We start from the raw sequence: 23,783 nt of genomic DNA, 5'->3' as shown, positions 1-23,783 counted from the left end.
GTTGGCGCGGCGGTTGGTGGCGGCGGGTGAGGTCAGCACGGTCACTTCGCCAGTCCTCCGTGGCGGCCGCCGAGCCGGAGGTAGGCGTCCTCCAGGCTCGGGGTGGCCAGCGTGAAGTCGTCCAGGGCGGCGAAGGCCGGCCCGGTGGTGACGGCGGCGATCAGGCAGGTGGCCTCCTCCGGCGTGGTCCGCACGGTCCAGCGGCGCCCGAGCCGGTCGGCCCGCTCGGCCAGCGCCGCGACGGCCGCCACCTGCAACGGGGCCTCGGTGCGCCAGACCAGGTCGAGCCGGACGTCGCCGTCCACCAGCGCCTTGAGGCCGCCGGGGGTGTCGCAGGCGATCACCCGGCCCTCGTCGAGGACCGCGACCCGGTCCAGGACCGTCTCGGCCTCGATCACGTTGTGGGTCACCAGCAGCACGGTGGTGCCGTGCTCGGCCCGGCGGCGGTCCACCGCGGACCACACGGCCCGCCGGGCGACCGGGTCCATGCCGGTGGTGGGCTCGTCCAGCACCAGCAGCGGGCGCTCGCCGACCAGCGTGGCGGCGAAGCAGGCCAGCCGGCGCTGGCCGCCGGAGAGCTTGGCGAGCGGGCGGGTGGCCAGCGCCTCCAGGCCCAGCTCGGTGAGCACCTCGGCGCTCTGCGCGCGGGCGGCGGCCCGGCTCAGCCCGCGCAGCCGTCCGGTGGTCTCGGCGGCCAGCGCCACGGTCAGCTCGTCCAGCGCGCTGGACTCCTGGCCGAGGTAGCCCAGCAGCCGGGCGGCGCGCTCGGGGTGGCGCACGATGTCGTGCCCGAGGATCTCGATGCTGCCCGCGTCGGGGCGCAGCAGACCCGTGAGCTGGCGTACCAGCGTGGACTTGCCGGCGCCGTTGGGGCCGAGCAGTCCGAAGATCTCACCCTGGCGGATCTCCAGGTCGACCCCGTCGTTGGCCCGGACCTCGCCATGGTTCCTGGTGAGGCCCCGCACGGAGCAGCAGGGCAGTGGGGCGTCGCTCACGAGCGAAGACTCTACGCGCTGAGGTGACGGATTCGGACAACGGGGGCGAACGGGCGACTCCGGTCCACCTCCGATCGGCCCTAGTCGTCCACCACGACGAGCTCGCCGCCCGGCACCCGGGCGGCGAGTTCGCGCCAGAAGCCGGCCCGGATCGCGTAGCGGTCGTGCTCGTCGATCTGGTCGTCCTTGTGCGCCAGCAGGCCGAAGCGGGCGGCGTAGCGCAGCAGCTCGCCGTCCACCCGGTGCGGGATGCGCGGGTAGTCGGACCAGATCGGGGCCAGTCGCTCGCGGTCCGCCAGCCGGTCGGTCCAGCGCCGGGCGAAGACCTGGCCGACCTCGTGCGGGTCGCCGCCGATCGCGGTGATGTCCTCCTCGCGGTCGGCCCAGCGCTGCTCGGCGGTGGTCAGCTGGGCCAGCGTCGGCAGCGTGTCGCCGGCGGCGGGCCCCTCGCCGACCGGGCGGTCCACCCAGCCGCGGTCGGAGGACCAGCGCAGCACCGGTCCGTTGCCCGCGGCGGACGGCTGCGCGGGGTGCGCGGCGCGCCCGGCCGGTCCGGCGAGTCCGGCCAGGTCCTTCGGCGTGGGCACCACCTTGAGCGCGGCGGCGGGCAGCTCCGGCTCGGGCGCGGCGGGCGGCTCCTGCGCGGCGGCCGGGCGGGCGGCCGGCGGGGCGGCCAGGATCTTGGCGATCTCCGGACGCGGTCCGGCCGGCGGGAAGACCACCGCGGGCTCGCGCCGGCAGACCGAACGGGTGATCCACTCGCGGTCCAGCACGCGGCGTTCGTCGGCCTCGCCGACCAGGTCCTCGGACTGGTTGAAGTCGCCGTCGGCGGCCTGCAGCGCCCAGAGGTGGACGGCGACGCCGTGCTCCTTGGCGGACATCATGCCGGGCAGCAGGTCGCCGTCACCGGTGACCAGCACCACGTCGGCGCAGGCCCGGTTGCGGGCGAGCTCGGAGAGTTCGGCGTGCATCGCGGCGTCCACGCCCTTCTGCACCCAGCGGCCCTCGGCCCGGGTCAGCGCGCCGAGCCGAACCGTCACCCGGGGCAGCACCCGCAGCCGGCGGTGCTCGGGCATCGGGCGGCGCTCGGGCGCGGCGTCGAACCAGTAGATCCGCAGCAGCGGCAGCCCGGTCTCCTCCTCGGCGCGTTCGCGCAGCGAGGCGATCAGGGCGGTGTGGTCCACCGTCACGCGGGACCGGGAGGGCTCTCCGGCGAGCAGGCTGGCGGCGGCGCCCAGCAGGTATCCGGCGTCCACGAGGACGACGCAGCGGTCCACTTCCGCACCTCTTCTCCGGTCGGCCCGGTGGCGGCCGGGGCCCCACCCTGGTGCCCCTAGGACTTGTCGGACAAGCCCCTGGTCCCCTCACCCCTGACCTGGCGTGCGGCGTACCGAGCAGTGTGCCCGAGCCAGGCCGCCACGGGCAGCCTGCCGGACCGTTGCGGACACCTTTACCCCTCCCGGGCGTGCTGAAATCACCCGGCTGCGCGCGCGGGCCGTCCACCGCAGCTGCGGTGGACGGCCCGACGGAGCGGTGGGACGCCTGACGGAGCTGCGATCAGCCCAGCTCGGCGGCGACCAGCTCGGCGATCTGCACGGCGTTGAGCGCCGCGCCCTTGCGCAGGTTGTCGTTGGACAGGAAGAGCGAGATGCCGTTCTCCGCCGTCTCGTCGCGCCGGATCCGTCCGACGTAGCTCGGGTCCTGGCCGGCCGCCTGCAGCGGGGTGGGGATGTCGCTGAGCTGCACGCCGGGCGCGTCCGCCAGCAGCTCGCGCACCCGCTCGGGGGTGATCGGCGCGGCGAAGCGGGCGTTGACCTGCAGCGAGTGGCCGGTGAAGACCGGCACCCGCACGCAGGTGCCGGCGACCTTGAGGTCCGGGATCTCCAGGATCTTGCGGCTCTCGTGGCGCAGCTTCTGCTCCTCGTCGGTCTCGTTCAGGCCGTCGTCGACGATCGAGCCGGCCAGCGGCACCACGTTGAAGGCGATGGGCCGGGCGTAGACCTTCGGCTCGGGGAACTCGACGCCGGCGCCGTCGTGGACCAGCGCGGCCGCGCCGTCGGCGACCTTGGCGGCCTGCTCCTGCAGCTCGGCGACGCCGGCCAGACCGCTGCCGGAGACCGCCTGGTAGGTGGCCACCACCAGGGCGGTCAGCTGCGCCTCGGCGTGCAGCGGGCGCAGCACGGGCATGGCGGCCATCGTGGTGCAGTTCGGGTTGGCGATGATGCCCTTGGGACGCTCGGCCACCGCGTGCGGGTTGACCTCGGCGACCACCAGCGGGACCTCGGGGTCACGGCGCCAGGCGGAGGAGTTGTCGATCACGACGGCTCCGGCCGCGGCCACCTTGGGCGCCAGCTCCTTGGACGTCGCGCCGCCGGCCGAGAAGATCACGATGTCCAGGCCGGTGTAGTCGGCGGTGGCCGCGTCCTCGACGGTGACCTCGCCGTCCTGCCAGGGCAGCGTCCGGCCGGCCGACCGGGCCGAGGCGAAGAGCCTCAGCTGCTCGACCGGGAACGAGCGCTCCGCCAGGATCTGCCGGACCACTGTGCCGACCTGTCCGGTCGCCCCGACGATGCCGATCTTCATCTCCACGTCCTCCTCCGATGTGCCTGCTCGGTCTCATCTTGCCTCGTCACCGCCCACGACCAGGTCGGTTATTCACCTGGTGGACACCGCGACCGCCCGCCGCCCCCGACGACGGCCTACCCCGCCCCCGGCTACGCGGCCTCCAGCGCCTCCAAAGCGCTCAGGCAGGCCGCCACCGCGCCCGCACCCGCCGGCAGCAGCGGCAGCCGCACGGCGGCGCTGGGGATCCTGCCCTGCGCGTGCAGCACGCCCTTGATCACCGTCGGGTTCGGCTCGGCGAAGGCGCTCGCCGACAACGCGGCCAGCCGGTGGCCCAGCGCCCGGGCCCGGGCCGCCTCGCCCGCCCGCCACGCCTCGGTCAGCTCGACGAAGCGCGCGGTCGCCAGGTGCGCGGAGGCGAGGATCCCGCCGGATGCGCCCAGGGCGAGCAGCGGGGACAGGACGGCGTCGTCCCCGGCCAGCACCGCGAAGTCGTCCGGCAGGTCGCCGAGCAGCGCCACCGTCTGCGCGTCCACGCCGCCGGTGGCGTACTTCACGCCCACCACCCGCGGCAGCGCGCCGACCGCGCGCAGGGCCCCGGCGTCCAGCTCCTGACCGGTGCGGTAGGGGATGTGGTAGACGACCAGCGGCACCGGACTGTGCGCCGCCAGCTCCTCGAAGTGCGCGAGCACGCCGGCCGCCCCGGGGCGCACGAAGGCCGGCACGGTGGTCAGCGCGGCGACCGCCTCCGGGTAGGCGCGCAGCTCGGCCAGGGCCGCCACGCTCTGCCGGGTGCCACCGCCACCGGCGCCGATCACCAGCGGGGCGCCGCGCTCGCGGCAGACCCGGGCGCAGACGTCGAGCACGGTGGCCCGCTCCTCGGGGTCCAGTGCGGACGGCTCGCCGGTGGTGCCCAGGGCGACCAGTCCGCCGGCGCCCTCGTCCAGCAGGCCGTGGGCGAGCGACTCCAGGGCCTCGGCGGCGAGCTCGCCGTCGGCGGTGAAGGGGGTGATCAGCGGGACGAGGATCCCGCGCAGCTGGTTCTCCATGGCTCCGAGCCTCCCCCGGCTCTTGCGTCAGGTCCAGTTCGCATTTCCGCCGATACCCGTAAGCTGAGCCGATGCTCGATGTCCGGCGCCTGCGCCTGCTGCGCGAACTCGCCCACCGCGGCACCATCGCCGCCGTCGCCGAGGCACTGTCCTTCAGCCCCTCCGCGGTCTCCCAGCAGCTCGGCGCGCTGGAACGGGAGGCCGGCGTGGCGCTGCTGGAGCGCACCGGGCGGCGGGTCGCGCTGACGCCCGCGGCCCGCCGGCTGGTCACCCACGCGGAGGCGGTGCTGGCCCACCTGGAGCTGGCCGCCGCCGAACTGGCCGACGCCCGCCGGGGGCTGGCCGGCCCGCTGCGGATCGGCACCTTCCCCTCGGCCGCCCGGGTGGTGATCCCGCCGGCCCTGGTGGAGCTGGCGGCCCTGCACCCCGACCTGGAGCCGATGGTCGCCGAGGTGGACCCCGCGGGCGTCGCCGACCTGCTGCGGTCCGGGGAGTTGGACGTCGCGCTGGTGCACGACTACGACTTCGTGCCGGCCCCGCCGCAGCCGGGGGTGCGCAGCGAACCGCTCTTCACCGAGCCGATGTACCTCGCCCGCCCGTCCGACGAGCCGCACCGGGCCGGCGAACCCGCCGACCCCACCGACCCCACCGACCCCGACGCGCCCCCCGCGCCCCCCGACTCCCCCGAACTCACCAAGTCCGCCGCCCCCGCCCCCGATGCCGGATCCGGCCCCCCGCTCGGCGCGCTGGCCCGCTGGCACGCCGAGCCGTGGATCGTCGCGGTCCCCGGCACGCTCTGCCACGCGATGGCGGTGCGGGCCTGCCAGGCGGCCGGCTTCGCCCCGCGCATCCGCCACCGGGTGGACGACTTCGCCACCGTGCTGGCCCTCGTCGCCGCCGGCCAAGGGGTCGCCCTGGTACCGGAGTTGGGCACCCTGGATCCGCCGCCCGGGGTGCTCCTGGAGCGGGTGGCGATGTCCCGCCGCACGGCGGTCGCCTGCCGCGAGGGCGCCGGCGCCCACCCGGCGGTGGCCGCCTTCGCGGCGGCCGTCCGCACCGCCCTGCCGGCCCGACTGCGGCCCCCGAGGGAGAGTCGACGGGCGATCCGGGCCGGTCGGCCACTGTGCTGTTCACGTAACGATCAATCACCGGCTCTTCCCAGCCCGCACCCGCGCGTATAGAACAGCGCGTAACGAATCAACTGAGGGCAAGTCACCACGAGACGAGCGCGGGAGCATGAGTACAAACCAACCGCCGGGATACGGCTACCCGTCCGACCCGCAGAACCCGTACGGTCAGAACAACCCGTACGGCCAGCCCGGGCAGCAGGGCGCGCCGGGTCCCGGCGTGCCGCCGCAGCCGGGCTACGGCCAGCCGCAGGACGCCTACGGGTACCCGCAGCAGCCCCAGCCGCAGCAGCCGCCGTACGGGCAGCAGGCCCCCGGCTACGGCCAGCCCGGCCAGGAGCAGTACGGCTACCCCCAGCAGCCGCAGCAGCCCTACGCCCAGCAGCCCGGTTACGGACAGTTGCCGCCGTGGCTCTCCGAGCCGGCCTACGGCCAGCACGTCCCCGGCACCCGCACCCTGGCCTCGCCGGGTGACCGCTTCCTGGCCCGGCTGATCGACGCGGCCGTCCTGCTGATCCCGGTCATCCTGGTCTGGACCGTGGTGACCGCCGCCGCGGGCTACTTCGTCGCGAGCATCCTGATCGGGGCGATCTACGCCGGTTACGACGCGCTGATGCTGCTCACGCAGAACCAGCAGACCGTCGGCAAGAAGGCCATGAAGCTGCGGGTGGTCTCGCTCGCCCACGGTGGGCGCCCCACCGACAACGAGCTGTTCGTCCGCGCGGCCGTCTACGGCGGCCCGCTGGTGGTCTACTGCCTGGGCAACCTGTTCTACCTGGTCAACGTGCTCTTCCCGCTCTGGGACAAGCCGTTCCAGCAGGCCCTGCACGACAAGGCCGCCAAGACCGTGGTGGTCAAGGAGGGCTGAGAGCAGGCAGGTTGAGCACTGTGGCCGGACCCGGTAGGGTCCGGCCACAGTGCTGTGTGCACCGGGTGTGACCGGACTCACCACACCTGCCCGAAGGGCCGCGGAGCCCCCCGTGCGGCGGGCGTGGCGGGTGGGGCGATCGCGTTAGGGTGGGAGGCCCCAACCGCTCGTCCGAGGAGCCTCACCCGTGGCCGACAGCTTCGTGCACCTGCATGTCCACACCGAGTACTCGATGCTGGACGGGGCGGCGAAGAACGGCAAGCTGTTCGCGGAGGCCGAGCGCCAGGGCATGCCGGCGATCGCTATGAGTGACCACGGCAACATGTTCGGCGCCTACGAGTTCTTCCAGAGCGCGGCCAAGACCGGCGTCAAGCCGATCATCGGGATCGAGGCGTACGTCGCCCCCGGCTCGCGCTTCGAGAAGAAGCCGGTCTTCTGGTCCCCGGGCGGGCAGCGCCCGGCCAACTCCGACGGCGAGGGCGGCAAGGACGTCTCCGGTGGCGGCCGCTACACCCACATGACCATGTGGGCGGAGAACGCGGCCGGCCTGCGCAACCTCTTCAAGCTCTCCTCGCTCGCGTCGATGGAGGGCTACTACATGAAGCCCCGGATGGACCGCGAGCTGATCGCCGCGAACGCCACCGGGATCATCGCCACCACCGGCTGCCCCTCGGGCGAGGTGCAGACCCGGCTGCGGCTGGGGCAGTACGAGGAGGCGGTCAAGGCCGCCGGCGCCTACCAGGACATCTTCGGCAAGGAGAACTACTTCCTGGAGCTGATGGACCACGACCTGTCCATCGAGCGGGACGTGCGCGAGGACCTGCTGCGCCTGGCCAAGCAGTTGAACATCCCGCTGCTGGCCACCAACGACTCGCACTACGTGACCGCCGACCAGGCGGACGCCCACGACAGCCTGCTCTGCGTGGGCGTGGGCAAGAACAAGGACGACCCGAACCGCTTCAAGTTCAACGGCAGCGGCTACTACATCAAGACCCCCGAGGAGATGCGCGAGCTCTTCCGCGACCTGCCCGAGGCCTGCAGCAACACGCTGGCGATCGGCGAGCGGATCGGCTCGTACAAGGAGGTCTTCGACTACGTCGACCGGATGCCGCAGTTCGACGTGCCCGAGGGCGAGACCCAGGCCTCCTTCCTGCGCAAGAAGATCGCCGCCGGCCTGAAGGTGCGCTACGGCGACAACCCGAGCCAGGAGGTGCTGGACCGCATCGAGCTGGAGATGGGCGTCATCTCCCCGATGGGCTTCGACGCCTACTTCCTCGTGGTCGCCGACATCTGCCAGTACGCCCGCGACAACGGCATCCCGGTCGGCCCGGGCCGTGGTTCGGCGGCCGGCTCGATGGTCTCCTACCTCACCCGGATCACCGAGCTGGACCCGCTCGAGCACGACCTGCTCTTCGAGCGCTTCCTCAACCCCGAGCGCATCAACCCCCCCGACGTCGACATCGACTTCGACGACCGCCAGCGCGACCAGATGGTGCGCTACGTCACCGACAAGTACGGCGAGGCCTACACCGCGCAGGTCAACACCTTCGGCACCATCAAGGCCAAGGCCGCCGTCAAGGACGCCAACCGGATCCTGGGCTACCCCTTCGCGATGGGCGACCGGATCACCAAGGCGATGCCGCCGGACGTGATGGGCAAGGGCGTGCCGCTGGCCGACCTGTTCAACGAGAAGCACCCGCGGTACAACGAGGGCACCGAGATCCGCTCGCTGTACCAGAACGAGCCCGACGTCAAGAAGATCATCGACACCGGACTCGGCATCGAGGGCCTGATCCGCGGCACCGGCGTGCACGCCGCGGCCGTCATCCTCTCCTCGACCCCGCTGCTGGAGTTGATCCCGCTGCACAAGCGGGACAAGGACGGCGTGATCATCACCGGCTTCGACTACCCGTCGTGCGAAGCCATGGGCCTGATCAAGATGGACTTCCTGGGTCTGCGGAACCTGGGCATCATCGACCACTGCATCAAGATCGTCAAAGCCAACCGCGGTGTCGACGTCGACATCGAGAAGATCGCGCTGGACGACCCCACCACCTACGAACTGCTCGCCCGCGGCGACACCCTGGGCGTCTTCCAGCTCGACGGCGGCCCCATGCGCGCCCTGCTCAAGCTGATGAAGCCCACCGAGTTCGCCGACATCTCCGCCGTCTCCGCGCTCTACCGGCCCGGTCCGATGGGCATGAACTCGCACACCAACTACGCGCTGCGCAAGAACGCCCAGCAGGAGATCATCCCGATCCACCCCGAGCTGGAGGCCCCGCTCAGCGAGGTCCTCGGCCCGACGTACGGGCTGATCGTCTACCAGGAGCAGGTGCAGCGAGCCGCCCAGGTGCTGGCCGGCTACAGCCTGGGACAGGCCGACCTGCTGCGCCGCGCGATGGGCAAGAAGAAGAAGGAGGTGCTGGAGAAGGAGTTCGTGCCGTTCCACGCCGGATGCAAGGAACGCGGCTACTCGGACGAGGCGATCCAGGCGGTCTGGGACGTCCTGGTCCCGTTCGCCGGCTACGCGTTCAACAAATCGCACTCCGCCGCCTACGGCCTGGTCTCCTACCAGACCGCCTACCTCAAGGCGAACTACCCGGCCGAGTACATGGCCGCGCTGCTCACCTCGGTGGCCGACGACAAGGACAAGATGGCCGTCTACCTGGCGGAGTGCCGCCAGATGGGCATCAAGATCCTCTCCCCCGACGTCAACGAGTCGGTGGTCGACTTCACCGCCGTCGGCAGCGACGTGCGGTTCGGCCTCAAGGCCGTGCGCAACGTCGGCGTGCCGGTCATCGAGTCGCTGGTGCGCACCCGCAAGGAGAAGGGCAAGTACTCCTCCTTCGCCGACTTCCTGGACAAGGTCGAGCTGGTCGTCTGCAACAAGCGGACCGTCGACTCGCTGATCAAGGCCGGCGCCTTCGACTCGCTGGGCCACACCCGCCAGTCGCTGGTCGCCGTGCACGAGAACGCGATCGACGCGGTGACCGGGGTCAAGAAGCAGCAGGCGATCGGCCAGGACGACCTCTTCGGCGCACTGGACACCGGCTCCGACGCCCCCGCGATCGGCCTGGACTTCGAGCTCACCGACCGCGAGTGGCCGCGCAAGCAACTGCTCAGCCTGGAGCGCGAGATGCTCGGCCTGTACGTCTCCAGCCACCCGCTGGACGGCGCCGAGCACATCCTGGCCCGCAACCGCGACGTGTCGATCGCCGAGCTCATGGGCTCGGGCCGCTCCGAGGGCGAGGTGCGGCTCTCCGGGCTGATCACCGGCGTGGACCGGCGGATCAACAAGGCCGGCAACGCCTGGGCGATCATCACGCTGGCCGACCGGGACGGCTCGGTGGAGGTGCTCTTCTTCCCCGCCAGCTACAACCTGCTCGCCGACCAGATGGTCGAGGACAACGTGGTCTCGGTGCGCGGCCGGCTCAACGAGCGCGACGGCTCGCTGAGCATCTTCGGCCAGGAGATCACCACCCTGGACATCTCCTCGGCCGAGCACGGCGGCAAGCCCCCGGTGCAGATCACCGTGCCGTACCCGAAGATCAACGCGCACGTGGTCAAGGAGCTCAAGCGCTCGCTGCGGGCCCACCCGGGCGACGTGCCCGTGCGGCTGCTGACCACCAGCCGGCAGAAGGACGTGCTCTACGAGCTCGGCTTCCTGGTCAACCCGGACACTGCCTTCGCCAGCGAGGTGAAGACCCTGCTCGGCCCCTCCGCCTGGAGCGCCTGAGGAGCCCGATCCGGGCGGGCCGGGGGATCCCTTCCCCGGCCCGCCCGGAAGCACGCTAGTCTCGCCCCGCGCGACGAACCGTGGACCACCCGCGGCGCGCTGCCCAAAGGGGGAGACGATGAGCTACGGCGCACCTGTCGGAGGGTTCCCGAGCCCGCAGCCGGCCCCCGCCCGCCCGCGCGCCGCCGCGCTGCCGGGTCTGGCGGTGCTGCTCCTGCTCAACCTGCTGATCGAGCTGTCGATGCTGGCCTTCGACCTGAACCGCGAGGGCGCCGACTACCTGCCCACCGCGCTGGGCTTCACCTACGACCACGTCGTCGCCGCCCCGGTCGGCTTCTTCTCGGGCAGCGCGGCGACCTGCGGAGCCCTGCTGGTGCTGATCATCGGCGCCTTCAGCGGCGGTGGCTGGGTCCGCGGCGGCGGCACCGTGCTGCTGCTGACCAACGCCTACGTGTCGGCGAGCGTCGTCATCGCCCAGCTGAGCGGCGACGCGGAGAGCCGGCACGCCTTCAGCAGCCCGGCCACCCCCAACCTGTGGCTGAACGTCGGCCAGCTGACCGAGGTCCTGATCGCCATCGTCTTCGCCCTGGTGGTGCTCAGCACCCGCCGCCCCGCCGGTACCGGCGCCCCGGTCGGCTACGCCCCGCCGCAGGGCGGTGGCTACCTCCCGCAGCAGGGCGGCTACCTCCCGCAGGGCGACTACCCGCCGCCGAACGACTACGCGGCACAGGGCGGCTACCTCCCCGCACCCACCGGCCAGCCGCAGCCCGGCTACGCCCCGCAGGTCCAGCAGCCCCCCTTCCCGCCCGCGCCGCCGGCCCAGCCGGCCCAGCCGCCCGCCCCGAACTACGGCTACCCGCCGCGCCCGCAGGACGCCCCGCCCACCGGCTGACCCGGCACCGGCCACGGCTGCCCGGCCGCACCCGGCCGGCCGCGTGGTCCACCGAGGCCCACCGCCGGCCGGTCAGCCGCGCAGCTCGCGGCGGATCACCAGGCGCAGCGCCGACCAGGTCGCGTCCACCGCGCAGACCTTGTTGTCCACCAGCCCGGTGGGCAGCGCCACCGCGCGGATCACGTCCTCGTCCACGCCGGTCGCCAGCTCCGGACGGGTCCGCAGCGCGGCCTTCTTGGGCCAGCAGACCCAGAGCCCGGCGGCCGGCGTCATCGCGGCGCGCAGGTCGGCCAGCCCCGCCTCGAAGGCGGCCCGGTCGGCCGGGAACCAGAGCGCCACGTCGAACGGCGGGCCCGCGTCCAGCGGCACGGGCAGCTCGAAGCCGTCCGGGGCGCCGACCAGGCGCACCACGGACCCCTCCCGGATGCCGAGCTTGCGCGGCAGCGGGGTGCCCGAGTAGCCGGCCGGCGTGCTCATCCCTGCTCGCCGCCGTCCAGCTCGGCCAGGAAGGCCAGCGCGACGGCCCAGGTGCGCCGCGCCGCCTCGGCGTCGTAGTCCGCCAGCCCCTCGTCGGTGAACAGGTGCCCGGCGCCGCGGTAGCGGTGCACCTCGACGTCCGCGCCGGCCTTGACCATCCGCAGGTACCAGGCGTTCAGCCAGTCCTCGGTCTCGAACGGGTCCGGCTCGGCCACGTGCAGCTGGACCGGGACGGCGGTGGCCGCGTCGTCGCGCAGGTCGGAGGTGCCGTGCAGGAGCAGCAGGCCCCGCGCGTGCTCGTCGGCGAGCGCCAGGTTCTGCGCCAGTCCGCCGCCCAGCGAGAAGCCCGCGTAGACCAGCCGGGTGCCGTCGGCCAGCAGCGGGGCGGCCGCCGCGACCGCCCGGCGCAGCAGCTCGTCGGTGCCGGTCTCCTCGACGAAGGCCATGCCCTCCTCGACGTCCTCGAAGGTCCGCCCCTCGAAGAGGTCCGGCGCCTCGACCCGGTGGCCGGCCGCGCGCAGCCGCTCGGCGGCCTCCAGCACGGCCGGACGCCGGCCCTGGGCCGAGTGGAAGAGGATGATCTGGGCCACGGGTGCTCCTGGTGACGGTGGGCGGCCTGCCCTGGTGACGGGTACCGCTCCATGATCCCCCACCGGGAGCGGGCCGGTCAGGAGACGATGTCCTTGCGGGCGAAGCCGCGGAAGGCCAGCGCCAGCAGCACCAGGGCGTAGGAGAGCGAGACCGAGACCCCCTGCACCATGCCGCCCCACTCCAGCTGCGGCTGCAGCGCGTCGGCCCAGGCGTACTGCCAGTGCGCCGGCAGCCACTCGCGCAGGTCCCCCAGCGCCGTGATGGCGTCCAGCACCCCGGTGATGATCGAGGCGAAGACCGCGCCGCCGACCGCGCCGAGCGGGGCGTCGGTGGCCGTCGAGAGGTAGAAGGCCAGCGCGGCCACCACCAGCTCGCTCAGGAAGACGAAGAGCACCGCGATCGCCAGGCGGGGCATCGCCTCGGCGGCCGACAGGCTGCCGCCGGTGGGCAGTTTGAGGTCGCCCCAGCCGTAGGCGGCGGTGCCCACCGCCAGGCCGGTCAGCGGCAGCAGCACGATCGCGACGGCGGAGAAGAGCAGACCCACCGTCAGCTTGCGGGCCAGCAGCCGGGCCCTGGGCACCGGCGCGGCCAGCAGGTAGCGCAGCGAGGACCAGCCGGCCTCGGCCGCCACCGTGTCCCCGCAGAACAGCGCCACCGGGATCACCAGCAGGAAGCCGGTGCCCATGAAGAGCAGGGTGGCGGCGAAGTTGGGCCCCGAGGCGGTGGCCAGCTCGATGAAGGTGGTGCGGTCGGGCCGGCTGGGGGTGCCGCCGATCTGGAAGGCGGCCAGCACGATGAACGGCATCGCCACCAGCACCGCCAGCACGATCAGCGTGCGCCGGCGCCGCAGCTGGCGCAGCGCCTCGACCCGCAGCGGCAGGGTGTGCTGCGGGCGGTAGCCGGCGGCCCGGTCGGGGGCTGCGGCGGGGGCGGGAGCCGGGGCCGTGCTCATGCGGATCCTCCGATCAGGGACAGGAAGGCGTCCTCCAGGCGGCGGTGCGGGCCGGCCCGCTCCACCGGGACGTCCAGGCGCACCAGTTCGGCGACCAGCTCGGCCGGCGCCAGGCCCTCCAGGCGCACCAGCAGCCCGTGCCCGGCCACCTCCACCGGGCCGACGCCGGGCAGCTCGGCGACCCGCTTGGCGGCCCGCTCGAGCTCGACGGGCCCGAACGAGACGGGCGTGCCGATCAGCAGCAGCTCCCCGCCCCCGACGATCGCGCCGACCTCGCCCGCGCTGACCAGCCGGCCGCGGTCCATCACCACCAGGTGGGTGCAGCTCTGCTCGACCTCGGAGAGTAGGTGGCTGGAGACGATGACGGTCCGGCCCGCCGCCGCGTAGCGGATCAGCACCTCGCGCATCTCGCGGATCTGCGGCGGGTCGAGCCCGTTGGTGGGCTCGTCCAGGATCAGCAGGTCCGGCAGGCCCAGCATGGCCTGGGCGATCGCCAGGCGCTGGCGCATGCCCTGCGAGTAGGTGCGCACCGCCCGGTCCAGGGCCTCGCCGAGGTCGGCGATCGCCAGTGCCTCCTCGAGGTGGGCATCACCCACCGGGCGGCCGGTGCTGCGCCAGTACAGCTCCAGGTTGGCGCGCCCGCTCAGGTGCGGCAGGAAGCCCGCGCCCTCGACGAAGGCGCCCACCCGCGACAGCACCGGGGCGCCGGGGCGCACCGCGTGGCCGAAGATCCTGATCTCGCCCTCGTCGGGCCGGATCAGGCCCATCAGCATCCGCAGCGTGGTGGTCTTGCCGGCGCCGTTGGGCCCCAGCAGGCCGAGCACCTGGCCCTGCTCGACGGTGAAGCCCAGCTCGCGCACCGCGTACCGGTCGGTGGCCCCCTTGTAGCGCTTGCTCAGGCCGGTGATCCGCAGGCCCCCCCGGCCCGGGGGGGGGGGGGGGGGGGGCGGCCCCCGGCGCCGGCGGCCGATCAGCAGCAGCACGGCGGCCACCGCGACGGCGAGCAGCGGCAGCTGCCAGGTGCGGGCCGGCAGCGCGGTGGCCTCGGTGCGCAGGGCGCTGACGGTGGGTGCGCTGAGCGGGCCCACCGGGCCGATCCGGTAGGTGGCGGGCGCGTTCGGCGAGGCATAGGCCAGGTCGGTGCTGGCCAGCACCAGGTGCAGCCGGTGGCCGGCCGGGAAGGCGTGGTCGATGGCCGGCAGCCGCACCGTGACCCGCCGCCCGCCCGGCACGTTCGCGCCGGTCACCCGCAGCGGGGCGGCGAGCTGCTGCGGCAGCGTCTGCTTGCCGTCCGGGCCCAGGTCGTAGAGCTTGGCGAACAGGACGGCGTCGGGCGCGTCCGAGCTCACCGTGACGTCCACGCTCGGGCTGCCGGTCAGCTGGAGCCCGGAGTCCAGCGGCGTGGAGTCGAAGGCGGCGTACTGGCCGGGGAAGTCGATCGAGACCCCCACCCCGAGCGAGGAGGCCTGCGACAGCGCGCCCAGCCCCGGCACGGTGGAGATCGCCGGCGGTGCGCCGCCGGGCGGGTTGGCGACCTCCTGCGGGCCTCCGGCGTGCCCCACCGGTGCCAGCTCGACGCTGCGCGCGGCGGTGCCGGACAGGCCCGGGTACTGATCGGCGTCGGCGCCGCGCAGCACGGCCTGGAAGCCGGTGGAGTCCACCCCGCCGGTGCGGGTGACCCGGAAGACCGGGCCGGTGCCGGTGCCGTCCTTCTTGAGGTAGTGGTCGAACCAGGCGGTGATCCGGTCGTTCACCCGGTCGCTGGTCTCGGTGCCGCCGTCGTGGCCGCCGGCGAACCAGTCGACCGAGACCGGCGCGCCGTTCGCGGCGATCGCCCGGGCCATCGCGTCGCCCTGGTCGAGCGGGAAGAGCGAGTCCTGCTGGCCCTGCACCACCAGGGTGGGCACCTTGATCCGCTCGGCGTAGCTCGCCGGGCTGGACCTGGCCAGCAGCGCCACCGCCTCGGGGTCGGCCCGCCCGGCGGTGGCCACCCGGTCGTACATCGCGCACAGCTCGTCGGTGAAGCGACCGCAGCCCACCGCGCCGCCCGCCGGCGCGGCCGGCTTGGCGGGCGCGCCGGTGGTGGAGGAGGTCAGGTCGCCGGCCGAGCCGGTGGTGAAGAAGATCCCGGCCCAGAGCTTCTTGAAGACCCCGTCCAGGGCCGAGGAGCCCTGGGCGTTCTGCGGGAAGAGGGCGCCGGGCAGGTCCCACCAGGTGATCAGCGGGGCCGCGGCGTCGATCCGCGGGTCGGCGGCGGCGCCCAGCAGCGAGATGGCCCCGCCGTAGGAGGCGCCGGTGATGCCCACCCGCGGGTCGCCCGGCGCGTCCAGCTGCACCTCGGGGCGCTGGGCCAGCCAGTCCACCAGGTGCTTGACGTCCTGCACGCTGCCGTCCGGCCCGTCCAGGTCGATCCGCCCGGTGGAGTGCCCGAAGCCGCGCGCCGTCCAGGTCAGCACCGCGAATCCGGAGCGGGCCAGCTTGCGCGCCTCGTCCACCTCGTCGGCCTTGCTGCCGCCGAAGCCGTGCGCCAGCAGGACCGCCGGGCGCGGGCTGCTGCCGGTGGTGAAGAAGGAGGTGTCGATGGAGACCTGCTCGGCGCTGCCCGGCGCCTGCGGCATCGCCAGCAGCTGGTCGCTCTGGTGCACCGCCGCCGGCTGGTTCGCCACCGCGACCACGGTGCCCGCCCCGAGCACGGCGACCAGCGCCAGCCCGCCCGCGAGGAGCCGACGGCGGGTCAGCCTGATGCGTCGTCGGTGGCGCCAGAAGCCGCGGAGTCCCATGGATAGCGATCCTATCCGTCTAGCGTAAAGATCCGCTAAGCCCCTGACGGGATGTCTGATTTGTCCGGCTATTCCGCGTATCGTGGCGCTGTGCTCTGGCCGTTGCTCACCCTGCTCGCCACCGTGGCCCTGACCCTGGCGGTCGGCTGGGTGGTGGACCAGGTCCTGCAACGGGCCGACACCCGCCATCCGGGCACCCCGCTCTGGGCCCTGCTGCGGCGCTGCCGGGTCCCGCTCCAGGTGGTGGTGGCCACCGGCCTGCTGATGGCCGGCCGGCCGCTGGCGCACCTGCTGGACATCGACGACCACGACCTGCGGCACGGCCTGTTGCTGGTGCTGATCGCCGCCACCGGCTGGCTGGCGGTGCGGATCACCGCCGCCGTCGTGGAGAGCGCGCTCAGCCGCTACGAGACCACCGCGGGCGACCCCGCCCGCCTGCAGCGGGTGCGCACCCAGGTGGGCATGCTGCGCCGGGTGGTCGGCGCGCTGGTCGCGGTGGTGACCGTGGCCGTGATGCTGCTGACCTTCTCCACCCTGCGCGCGGTGGGCGCCAGCCTGCTGGCCTCGGCCGGCATCATCGGCATCGTGGTCGGCATCGCCGCCCAGAGCACGCTCGGCAACTTCTTCGCCGGCCTGCAGATCGCCTTCGGCGACACCGTGCGGATCGGCGACACCGTGGTGGTCGAGGACCAGCAGGGGACGGTGGAGGAGATCACCCTGAGCTACCTGGTGGTGCGGCTCTGGGACCACCGGCGGCTGATCGTGCCGGTCTCGTACTTCGTCAGCAAGCCCTTCGAGAACTGGACCCGCAAGGATCCGGGGCTGCTCGGCGTGGTCCTGCTCCACCTCGACCACAGCACCCCGGTGCCGGCCCTGCGCGAACACCTGCGCGCCACGCTCGCCGGCTCGGTGCACTGGGACGGCCAGGAGTGGGCGCTGCGGGTGGTCGACAGCACGCCGAGCACGATCGTGGTGCGGGCCACCATGACGGCCCGCACCCCCGAGGACGCCTTCCTGCTGCGCTGCGAGGTCCGCGAGGACCTGCTGGCCTTCCTGCGCGACGAGCACCCGCAGGCCCTCCCCCGCCTGCGCACGCAGTAGCCGCGCGGGCCGCGGGGAACCGGCGTCAGAGCGCCTTGGTCATGGTGCGGTGCGGGATCCCGGCGTCGTCGTAGACCGGCCCCTCGGCCCGGTAGCCGAGCCGCTCGTAGAACCCCAGCGCCTGCACCTGGGCGTGCAGCTCGCACTCCTTCGCGCCCAGCTCCCGGCCGGCCCGCTCGACCGCGCCGACCAGCGCCGCGCCCAGCCCGGTGCCGCGCGCGGCGGCCAGCACCGCGAGCCGGCCCAGCAGGATCCGGCCCGCGATCCCGGTCAGCGCCAGCGCCTGCTCGCCGCGGATCAGCCGCGCGGTGCCCAGCGGCGAGCCCTGCGGGTCACGGGCCAGCAGGTGCACCGCGGTGGCGTCCAGCTCGTCGTACTCCAGCGCCTCGGGGATCTCCTGCTCGACCACGAAGACCTCCCGGCGCACCCACTTGGCCTGCGCGAACTCCTCGGCGGTGGCGACCACCGCGATGTCGGCCGGGCTCACTGGCTCTCGGCCGAGATGATGTCCAGGGCGTTCTGCAGGTCCTCGGGGTAGGTGCTGGTGAACTGCACCCACTCGCCGTCCGCCGGGTGCTCGAAGCCGAGCGAGACCGCGTGCAGCCACTGCCGGCTCAGGCCCAGCCGCTTGGAGAGCGTCGGGTCAGCGCCGTAGGTCAGGTCGCCGACGCAGGGGTGGCGCAGCGCCGACATGTGCACCCGGATCTGGTGGGTGCGGCCGGTCTCCAGCTTGATGTCCAGCAGCGAGGCCGAGCGGTAGGCCTCGATCAGGTCGTAGTGGGTGACCGAGGGCTTGCCCTCGCGGGTCACCGCCCACTTCCAGTCGCTGCTGGGGTGACGGCCGATCGGGGCGTCCACGGTGCCGCTCATCGGGTCCGGGTGGCCCTGGACCAGCGTGTGGTACTTCTTCTCGGTCACCCGGTCGTGGAACTGGCGCTTCAGGTCGGTGTACGCGCGCTCCGACTTGGCCACCACCATCAGGCCCGAGGTGCCGACGTCCAGGCGGTGCACCACGCCCTGGCGCTCGGCCGCGCCGGAGGTGGAGATCCGGTAGCCGGCGGCGGCCAGGTGGCCGATGACGGTGGGACCGGTCCAGCCCGGGCTCGGGTGGGCGGCCACCCCGACCGGCTTGTCGACCAGCACGATGTCCTGGTCGTCGTGGACGATCCGCATGCCGTCGACGTGCAGCGGCACGATCTGCACCGGCGCGGCCGGGGCCGGGATCTCGACCTCCAGCCAGGAGCCGGCGATCACCCGGTCGGACTTGCCGGCCGTCGCACCGTCGATCCGGACCTTGCCCTCGGCGGCCAGCTCGGCGGCCTTGGTCCGGGAGAGGCCGAACATCCGGGCGAGGGCGGCGTCGAGACGCTCGCCCTCGAGGCCGTCCGGAACGGGAAGGGTGCGGATCTGCGCTGCGGTACTCACCCGTACGAGTATGCCGTAACGCCGCCCGGCTCCCGCCCTACTCGCCCTCGGCCCGGCCCTGGTCGCCGGGCTGCTCGGCGGCGCGCTCGGTGCCGCCCGGCTCGGCGCCGGTCGCCTGCCGGTGGGTGGAGCCGTCCGGGTTGCTGCCGCGGAAGGAGAGCAGCACCACCAGGATCCCGCCGCAGACGATCGCCGAGTCGGCCAGGTTGAAGACCGCGAAGTGCTGCACCGAGATGAAGTCCACGACGTGGCCGCGGAAGACCCCCGGCGCGCGGAAGAGCCGGTCGGTCAGGTTGCCCAGCGCCCCGCCCAGCAGCAGGCCCAGCGCGATCGCCCACGGCAGGCTGTAGAGGCGGCGCGAGATCCGCCAGATCACCACGATGACGGCGGCCGCGATCAGGGTGAAGACCACCGTCATGGTCTGCCCCATGCCGAAGGCCGCGCCCGGGTTGCGGATCACCTGGAAGGTCATCACGTCGCCGATCACCCGGATCGGCGAGCGGCCCTCCAGCTTGGCGACCACCAGCAGCTTGCTGCTCAGGTCGATCACGTAGGCCAGCAACGCGATCGAGAAGAGCACGCCCAGCCGGCGCCGGCGCAGTGCGGCCCGGCCGCCGTCGGCGGCGCTGGCCCCGCTCGGCGTGTCCGCACCGGTGACCCGGTCCTGCTCGGCGGAGGCGGATGCGGATGCGGAGGCCGAGCCGGCGGCGGGAGCGGTCACCGACGCCTCGGGCGACTCGGCGGGCTCCACGGCGTCGGCCCCGGTGGGCTCGTCCTGAGTCTGGGATGAACCTGACGTAGTGATGATCCGCTCCGCTGCCGAAAAAGGGGGCCGACGTTACGGGGTCGAGCGTACGGCACGCGGTGCGCGCGCCCGTCCGGCCCCGTACCACCGCCGGTCCGCCACCGGGCCCCGGACGACCGGGGCCGGTGGTGGGGTCAGCGGCGCTCCTGCTTCGACTTGCAGGTCACGCAGAGGGTGGCCCGCGGGAAGGCCTGCACCCGGGCCTTGCCGATCGCCTGGCCGCAGGACTCGCAGACCCCGAAGCCGACGCCCTCCAGGCGGGTCAGCGCCCGCTCCGTCTGGTCGAGCATGTCGCGGGCGTTGTTGGCCAGCGCCAGCTCGCTCTCCCGGTTGATGTTCTTGGTCCCGGCGTCGACCTGGTCGTCGCCGGCGCCGTCGTTGGAGTCGCGCATCAGCCCGGTGATCGCGGCCTCGGCGGCGTCGATCTCCTCGCGCAGCCGGATCAGTTCGCCGTTCAGCTCGGCGTGCAGTTCGGCGACCTCGGCCGCCGTCCAGGGGTCCTCCCCCGCGCGGACCGGCAGCTCGGCCGGGTCGACCGACTCGGCGCCACCCACCGCCGCCGCGGCCCGTGCGCCGGAGCCCGCGGGAGTGTGGTGACGGCTGGTGGCCGTGCCCCGTCCGGTGGTGGTGCTGGTCTTGCGCCGTGTCGTGGTCACGGAACCCTCCCCTTGGTCGCCTGCCACGGCCTTCGGGGCCCGCCTCGTGGCGATGCCCGCGCCCGTTGCCTTCTCAGCCATGGCTTCGACCCCATCTACGAATGACTCCGGCCGACGGTTCCCGTCGGCCACTGGTGCCGGAACGATAATCCTGATCGAATCCGGTCACAACGGGACATACCGGTGCTCAGAGTGATCCCACCCGGCCAGCCGCCTGAATCTGGTCCGTGCCCGGGCATTGACAAAGTTGTGCCCAGATCGTCACCGCCTAACCACGCGCCCGCGCGCTGGCGGAATACGGTTGCCCGGGCCCTATAGACTGGGCCGGCAAGGCGCAGATGGGACGAGTACCGACGTACGCAGCCATGAGCGACCCGGGGACGGTGCGAGCCCGGGGGTGAGCGCGGCGGGAAGATCACCCCGGAGCCGTCGGAAGAACAGCCCAGTTCAGGGGCCCAGTAGAACCGGCAGCAAGCCCAAGGAGTGGGCCGTCGCGGTCTCGGCGGCCAAGGAGGGTGGTACCGCGGGACGGCTCGCCGTCTCGTCCCTCCGTCGGAATGCCCGTCCACGCATCCGCCGGAGGTAGACGCCCGCGATGAGTACCTACAACGCCGTTCCCGCCCAGGTCGAGCTGCCCGTGCTCGAGCACGGCATCCTCAGCTTCTGGCGCGACCAGAAGGTCTTCCAGCGCAGCCTGGAGCAGTCCCAGGGCCGCCCCGAGTGGGTCTTCTACGAGGGCCCGCCCACCGCGAACGGCATGCCCGGCGCCCACCACATCGAGGCCCGCGTCTTCAAGGACGTCTTCCCGCGCTACCGGACCATGAAGGGCTACCACGTGGCCCGCAAGGCCGGCTGGGACTGTCACGGCCTGCCGGTCGAGCTGGCGGTGGAGAAGGAGCTGGGCTTCGCCGGCAAGCCGGACATCGAGAAGTACGGCATCGCCGAGTTCAACGCCAAGTGCCGCGAGTCGGTCACCCGGCACACCGACGAGTTCACCAAGCTCACCGAGCGGATGGGCTACTGGGTCGACCTCGACGAGGCCTACCGGACCATGGACCCGTCCTACATCCAGTCGGTCTGGTGGTCGCTCCAGCAGATCTTCGACAAGGGCCTGCTGGTCCAGGACCACCGGGTCGCCCCCTGGTGCCCGCGCTGCGGCACCGGCCTGTCCGACCACGAGCTCGCCCAGGGCTACGAGACGGTCGTCGACCCCTCGGTCTTCGTCCGCTTCCCGCTGACCGGTGGCCCGCTGGCCGGCGAGGCCGCGCTGCTGGTCTGGACGACCACCCCGTGGACGCTGGTCTCCAACACCGCCGCCGCCGTGCACCCCGAGGTCACCTACGTGGTGGCCACCGACGGCACCGAGCGGCTCGTGGTCGCCGAGCCGCTGCTCGGCAAGGCGCTCGGCGAGGGCTGGGAGGCCACCGGGCAGTCCTTCACCGGGGCCGAGATGGAGCGCTGGTCCTACCGCCGCCCCTTCGACCTGGTCGCCATCGAGGACGCCCACTACGTCCTGAACGCCGACTACGTCACCACCGAGGACGGCACCGGCATCGTCCACCAGGCGCCCGCCTTCGGCGCCGACGACCTCGCCACCTGCCGCAGGTACGGCCTGCCGGTGGTCAACCCGGTCGAGGCCGACGGCACCTTCGCCGTGGACGTGCCGCTGGTCGGCGGGGTCTTCTTCAAGAAGGCGGACGAGGCGCTGGTCGCCGACCTCAAGTCCCGCGACCTGCTCTTCCGCCACCTGCCCTACGAGCACAGCTACCCGCACTGCTGGCGCTGCCACACCGCGCTGCTCTACTACGCGCAGCCGTCCTGGTACATCCGGACCACCGCCGTCAAGGACGCGATGATCCGGGAGAACGAGGCCACCAACTGGTACCCGGAGACCGTCAAGCACGGCCGCTTCGGCGACTGGCTGAACAACAACATCGACTGGGCGCTCTCCCGCAACCGCTTCTGGGGCACCCCGCTGCCGATCTGGCGCTGCGAGGAGAACCACCTGACCTGCGTCGGCTCGCTGGCCCAGCTCTCCGAGCTGACCGGCACCGACCAGAGCGAGCTGGACCCGCACCGCCCCTTCATCGACGAGGTCACCTTCGCCTGCCGCGAGTGCTCCGGCACCGCGGTGCGGGTGCCCGAGGTGATCGACGCCTGGTACGACTCGGGTTCGATGCCGTTCGCGCAGTACGGCTACCCGCACCAGAACAAGGAGCTGTTCGAGAGCCGCTACCCGGCGCAGTTCATCTCCGAGGCGATCGACCAGACCCGCGGCTGGTTCTACACGCTGATGGCCGTCGGCACCCTGGTCTTCGACAAGTCGTCCTACGAGAACGTGGTCTGCCTGGGTCACATCCTGGCCGAGGACGGCCGCAAGATGTCCAAGCACCTGGGCAACACTCTCGACCCGATCCCGTTGATGGACCAGCACGGCGCCGACGCGGTGCGCTGGTTCATGGCCGCCGGCGGCTCGCCGTGGTCGGCCCGCCGGGTCGGGCACGGCACGATCCAGGAGGTGGTGCGCAAGACGCTGCTCACCTACTGGAACACCGTCGCCTTCCAGGCCCTGTACGCGCGCACCGCGAACTGGGCGCCCTCCGCGAGCGACCCGGCGCCGGGTGAGCGCCCGCAGCTGGACCGCTGGGTGCTCTCCGAGCTGAACACCCTGGTGCGCGAGACCGACGCGGCGCTGGAGTCCTACGACACCCAGCGCGCCGGCAAGCTGCTCTCCGGCTTCGTCGACGACCTCTCCAACTGGTACGTGCGGCGCGGGCGCCGGCGCTTCTGGCAGGGCGACGCCGCGGCGCTGGCCACCCTGCACGAGGCGCTGGAGACGGTCACCCGGCTGATGGCCCCGCTCACCCCGTTCATCACCGAGCGGGTCTGGCAGGACCTGGTCGTCCCGGTCACCCCCGACGCCCCGGTCTCGGTGCACCTGACCACCTGGCCGGTGGCCGACGAGACGCTGATCGACACCGAGCTCTCGCGGCACATGGCGCTGGTGCGCCGGCTGGTCGAGCTGGGCCGGGCGACCCGCGCCGAGTCCGGCGTCAAGACCCGCCAGCCGCTCTCCCGCGCGCTGGTCGCGGCCCAGGGCTGGGAGGAGCTGCCCGCCGACCTGCGCGCGCAGATCGCCGAGGAGCTCAACGTCTCCACCCTGGAGTCGCTGGCGACGGTGGGCGGCTCGCTGGTCGACACCACCGCCAAGGCCAACTTCCGCGCGCTGGGCAAGCGCTTCGGCAAGGGCGTGCAGGAGGTGGCCAAGGCGGTGGCCGCGGCCGACGCCGCCCAGCTCGCCGCCGAGCTGCGCGCGAACGGCAGCACGGGGGTCGAACTGGACGGCGAGCGGATCGAGCTCTCCCCCGAGGAGGTCGTCATCACCGAGACCCCGCGCGAGGGCTGGGCGGTGGCCAACGAGTCCGGTGCCACCGTCGCGCTCGACCTGGCGATCACCCCCGAGCTCAAGCTGCTCGGCATCGCCCGCGACGCGATCCGCCAGATCCAGGAGGCCCGCAAGAACTCCGGCCTCGACGTCTCGGACCGGATCGTGCTGCGCTGGCAGTCCCCGGTCGAGGAGACCGTGCGCGCGGTCACCGAGCACGGCCCGCTGGTCGCCGACGAGGTGCTCGCCGTCGACTTCGCGCCGGGCACGGCCGACTGGGCGTCCGAGTCCTTCACGGACGAGGGCCTGGGCCTGACCTTCCAGCTGCGCAAGGCGTAGTCGGCACAGGGGCGGTGGCCCGCACTCGACCGAGTGCGGGCCA

The 23,783-nt window shown here is 73.1% G+C and carries 18 protein-coding genes; 6 read left to right on the top strand and 12 right to left on the bottom strand.

Features of this window, described 5'->3' with window-relative positions; genetic code table 11:
- Positions 1–41: 41 nt before the first annotated feature.
- From ABD323_RS18450 to ABD323_RS18435, 4 genes are all read right to left on the bottom strand, one after another.
- Complete coding sequence (locus tag ABD323_RS18450) at positions 42–995, bottom strand: ABC transporter ATP-binding protein (RefSeq protein WP_344442784.1); 954 nt, start codon at positions 993–995, stop codon at positions 42–44.
- 80 nt (positions 996–1,075) lie between these two features.
- The gene (locus ABD323_RS18445) at positions 1,076–2,272 is read right to left on the bottom strand and encodes an NYN domain-containing protein (RefSeq protein WP_344442783.1); all 1,197 of its coding nucleotides are present in this window, start codon (positions 2,270–2,272) and stop codon (positions 1,076–1,078) included.
- 280 nt (positions 2,273–2,552) lie between these two features.
- Positions 2,553–3,578, bottom strand: coding sequence for an aspartate-semialdehyde dehydrogenase (locus ABD323_RS18440; RefSeq protein WP_344442782.1), 1,026 nt, complete (start codon positions 3,576–3,578; stop codon positions 2,553–2,555).
- A 131-nt stretch (positions 3,579–3,709) separates the two neighbouring features.
- Positions 3,710–4,606, bottom strand: coding sequence for a dihydrodipicolinate synthase family protein (locus ABD323_RS18435; RefSeq protein ID WP_344442781.1), 897 nt, complete (start codon positions 4,604–4,606; stop codon positions 3,710–3,712).
- Between the two features lie 71 nt (positions 4,607–4,677).
- On the opposite strand from ABD323_RS18435, the gene ABD323_RS18430 reads away from it, so the two are divergent.
- From ABD323_RS18430 to ABD323_RS18415, 4 genes are all read left to right on the top strand, one after another.
- Positions 4,678–5,787, top strand: a complete 1,110-nt coding sequence (locus ABD323_RS18430; protein WP_344442780.1) for a LysR family transcriptional regulator — start codon at positions 4,678–4,680, stop codon at positions 5,785–5,787.
- Positions 5,788–5,842: 55 nt separating this feature from the next.
- Complete coding sequence (locus tag ABD323_RS18425; RefSeq protein WP_344442779.1) at positions 5,843–6,601, top strand: RDD family protein; 759 nt, start codon at positions 5,843–5,845, stop codon at positions 6,599–6,601.
- A 187-nt stretch (positions 6,602–6,788) separates the two neighbouring features.
- Complete coding sequence (gene dnaE / locus ABD323_RS18420; RefSeq protein ID WP_344442778.1) at positions 6,789–10,337, top strand: DNA polymerase III subunit alpha; 3,549 nt, start codon at positions 6,789–6,791, stop codon at positions 10,335–10,337.
- Positions 10,338–10,455: 118 nt separating this feature from the next.
- The gene (locus ABD323_RS18415) at positions 10,456–11,229 is read left to right on the top strand and encodes a hypothetical protein (protein ID WP_344442777.1); all 774 of its coding nucleotides are present in this window, start codon (positions 10,456–10,458) and stop codon (positions 11,227–11,229) included.
- 72 nt (positions 11,230–11,301) lie between these two features.
- On the opposite strand, the gene ABD323_RS18410 is transcribed toward ABD323_RS18415, so the two are convergent.
- Genes ABD323_RS18410 through ABD323_RS18395 form a run of 4 tightly spaced genes read right to left on the bottom strand, consistent with a single transcriptional unit; the run spans position 11,302 to position 16,029 of the window.
- Positions 11,302–11,706, bottom strand: a complete 405-nt coding sequence (locus ABD323_RS18410) for a DUF3052 domain-containing protein (RefSeq protein ID WP_344442776.1) — start codon at positions 11,704–11,706, stop codon at positions 11,302–11,304.
- On the bottom strand, positions 11,703–12,359 hold the full coding sequence (locus ABD323_RS18405; RefSeq protein WP_344442775.1) for a dienelactone hydrolase family protein: 657 nt from the start codon (positions 12,357–12,359) through the stop codon (positions 11,703–11,705). Before ABD323_RS18405 ends, ABD323_RS18410 begins: the two co-directional genes overlap by 4 nt.
- 14 nt (positions 12,360–12,373) lie before the next feature.
- Positions 12,374–13,249, bottom strand: coding sequence for an ABC transporter permease (locus ABD323_RS18400; RefSeq protein ID WP_344442774.1), 876 nt, complete (start codon positions 13,247–13,249; stop codon positions 12,374–12,376).
- Positions 13,246–16,029 (bottom strand): alpha/beta fold hydrolase, encoded by a 2,784-nt coding sequence (locus ABD323_RS18395; protein WP_344442773.1) that lies wholly within the window; start codon positions 16,027–16,029, stop codon positions 13,246–13,248. The genes ABD323_RS18400 and ABD323_RS18395 overlap by 4 nt, the downstream gene beginning before the upstream one ends.
- A gap of 90 nt (positions 16,030–16,119) precedes the next feature.
- On the opposite strand from ABD323_RS18395, the gene ABD323_RS18390 reads away from it, so the two are divergent.
- The gene (locus tag ABD323_RS18390) at positions 16,120–17,130 is read left to right on the top strand and encodes a mechanosensitive ion channel family protein (protein WP_344442772.1); all 1,011 of its coding nucleotides are present in this window, start codon (positions 16,120–16,122) and stop codon (positions 17,128–17,130) included.
- 25 nt (positions 17,131–17,155) lie between these two features.
- Here ABD323_RS18390 and ABD323_RS18385 read toward each other — a convergent pair whose 3' ends face one another.
- The 4 genes from ABD323_RS18385 to ABD323_RS18370 form a co-directional block, all read right to left on the bottom strand.
- Positions 17,156–17,617 carry a GNAT family N-acetyltransferase gene (locus ABD323_RS18385; RefSeq protein WP_344442771.1) on the bottom strand — a complete coding sequence of 154 codons (462 nt, stop codon included), beginning with the start codon at positions 17,615–17,617 and terminating at the stop codon, positions 17,156–17,158.
- Positions 17,614–18,555, bottom strand: coding sequence for an RluA family pseudouridine synthase (locus ABD323_RS18380; RefSeq protein WP_344442770.1), 942 nt, complete (start codon positions 18,553–18,555; stop codon positions 17,614–17,616). Before ABD323_RS18380 ends, ABD323_RS18385 begins: the two co-directional genes overlap by 4 nt.
- A gap of 37 nt (positions 18,556–18,592) precedes the next feature.
- Positions 18,593–19,306 (bottom strand): signal peptidase II, encoded by a 714-nt coding sequence (lspA, locus tag ABD323_RS18375; RefSeq protein WP_344442769.1) that lies wholly within the window; start codon positions 19,304–19,306, stop codon positions 18,593–18,595.
- 188 nt (positions 19,307–19,494) lie between these two features.
- Positions 19,495–20,016, bottom strand: coding sequence for a TraR/DksA family transcriptional regulator (locus tag ABD323_RS18370; RefSeq protein ID WP_344442768.1), 522 nt, complete (start codon positions 20,014–20,016; stop codon positions 19,495–19,497).
- 595 nt (positions 20,017–20,611) lie between these two features.
- Between ABD323_RS18370 and ileS the strand changes: the two genes are divergently transcribed.
- Entirely contained in the window at positions 20,612–23,740 is a 3,129-nt protein-coding gene (gene ileS / locus ABD323_RS18365) for an isoleucine--tRNA ligase (protein WP_344442767.1), read from the top strand.
- The last annotated feature ends 43 nt before the right edge of the window (positions 23,741–23,783 follow it).

Source organism: Kitasatospora nipponensis (genome assembly GCF_039528135.1).
GTDB classification, from domain to species: domain Bacteria; phylum Actinomycetota; class Actinomycetes; order Streptomycetales; family Streptomycetaceae; genus Kitasatospora; species Kitasatospora nipponensis.
Note: the sequence above shows the minus strand (reverse complement) of the source record. Positions and strands in the feature narration are given on the sequence as shown.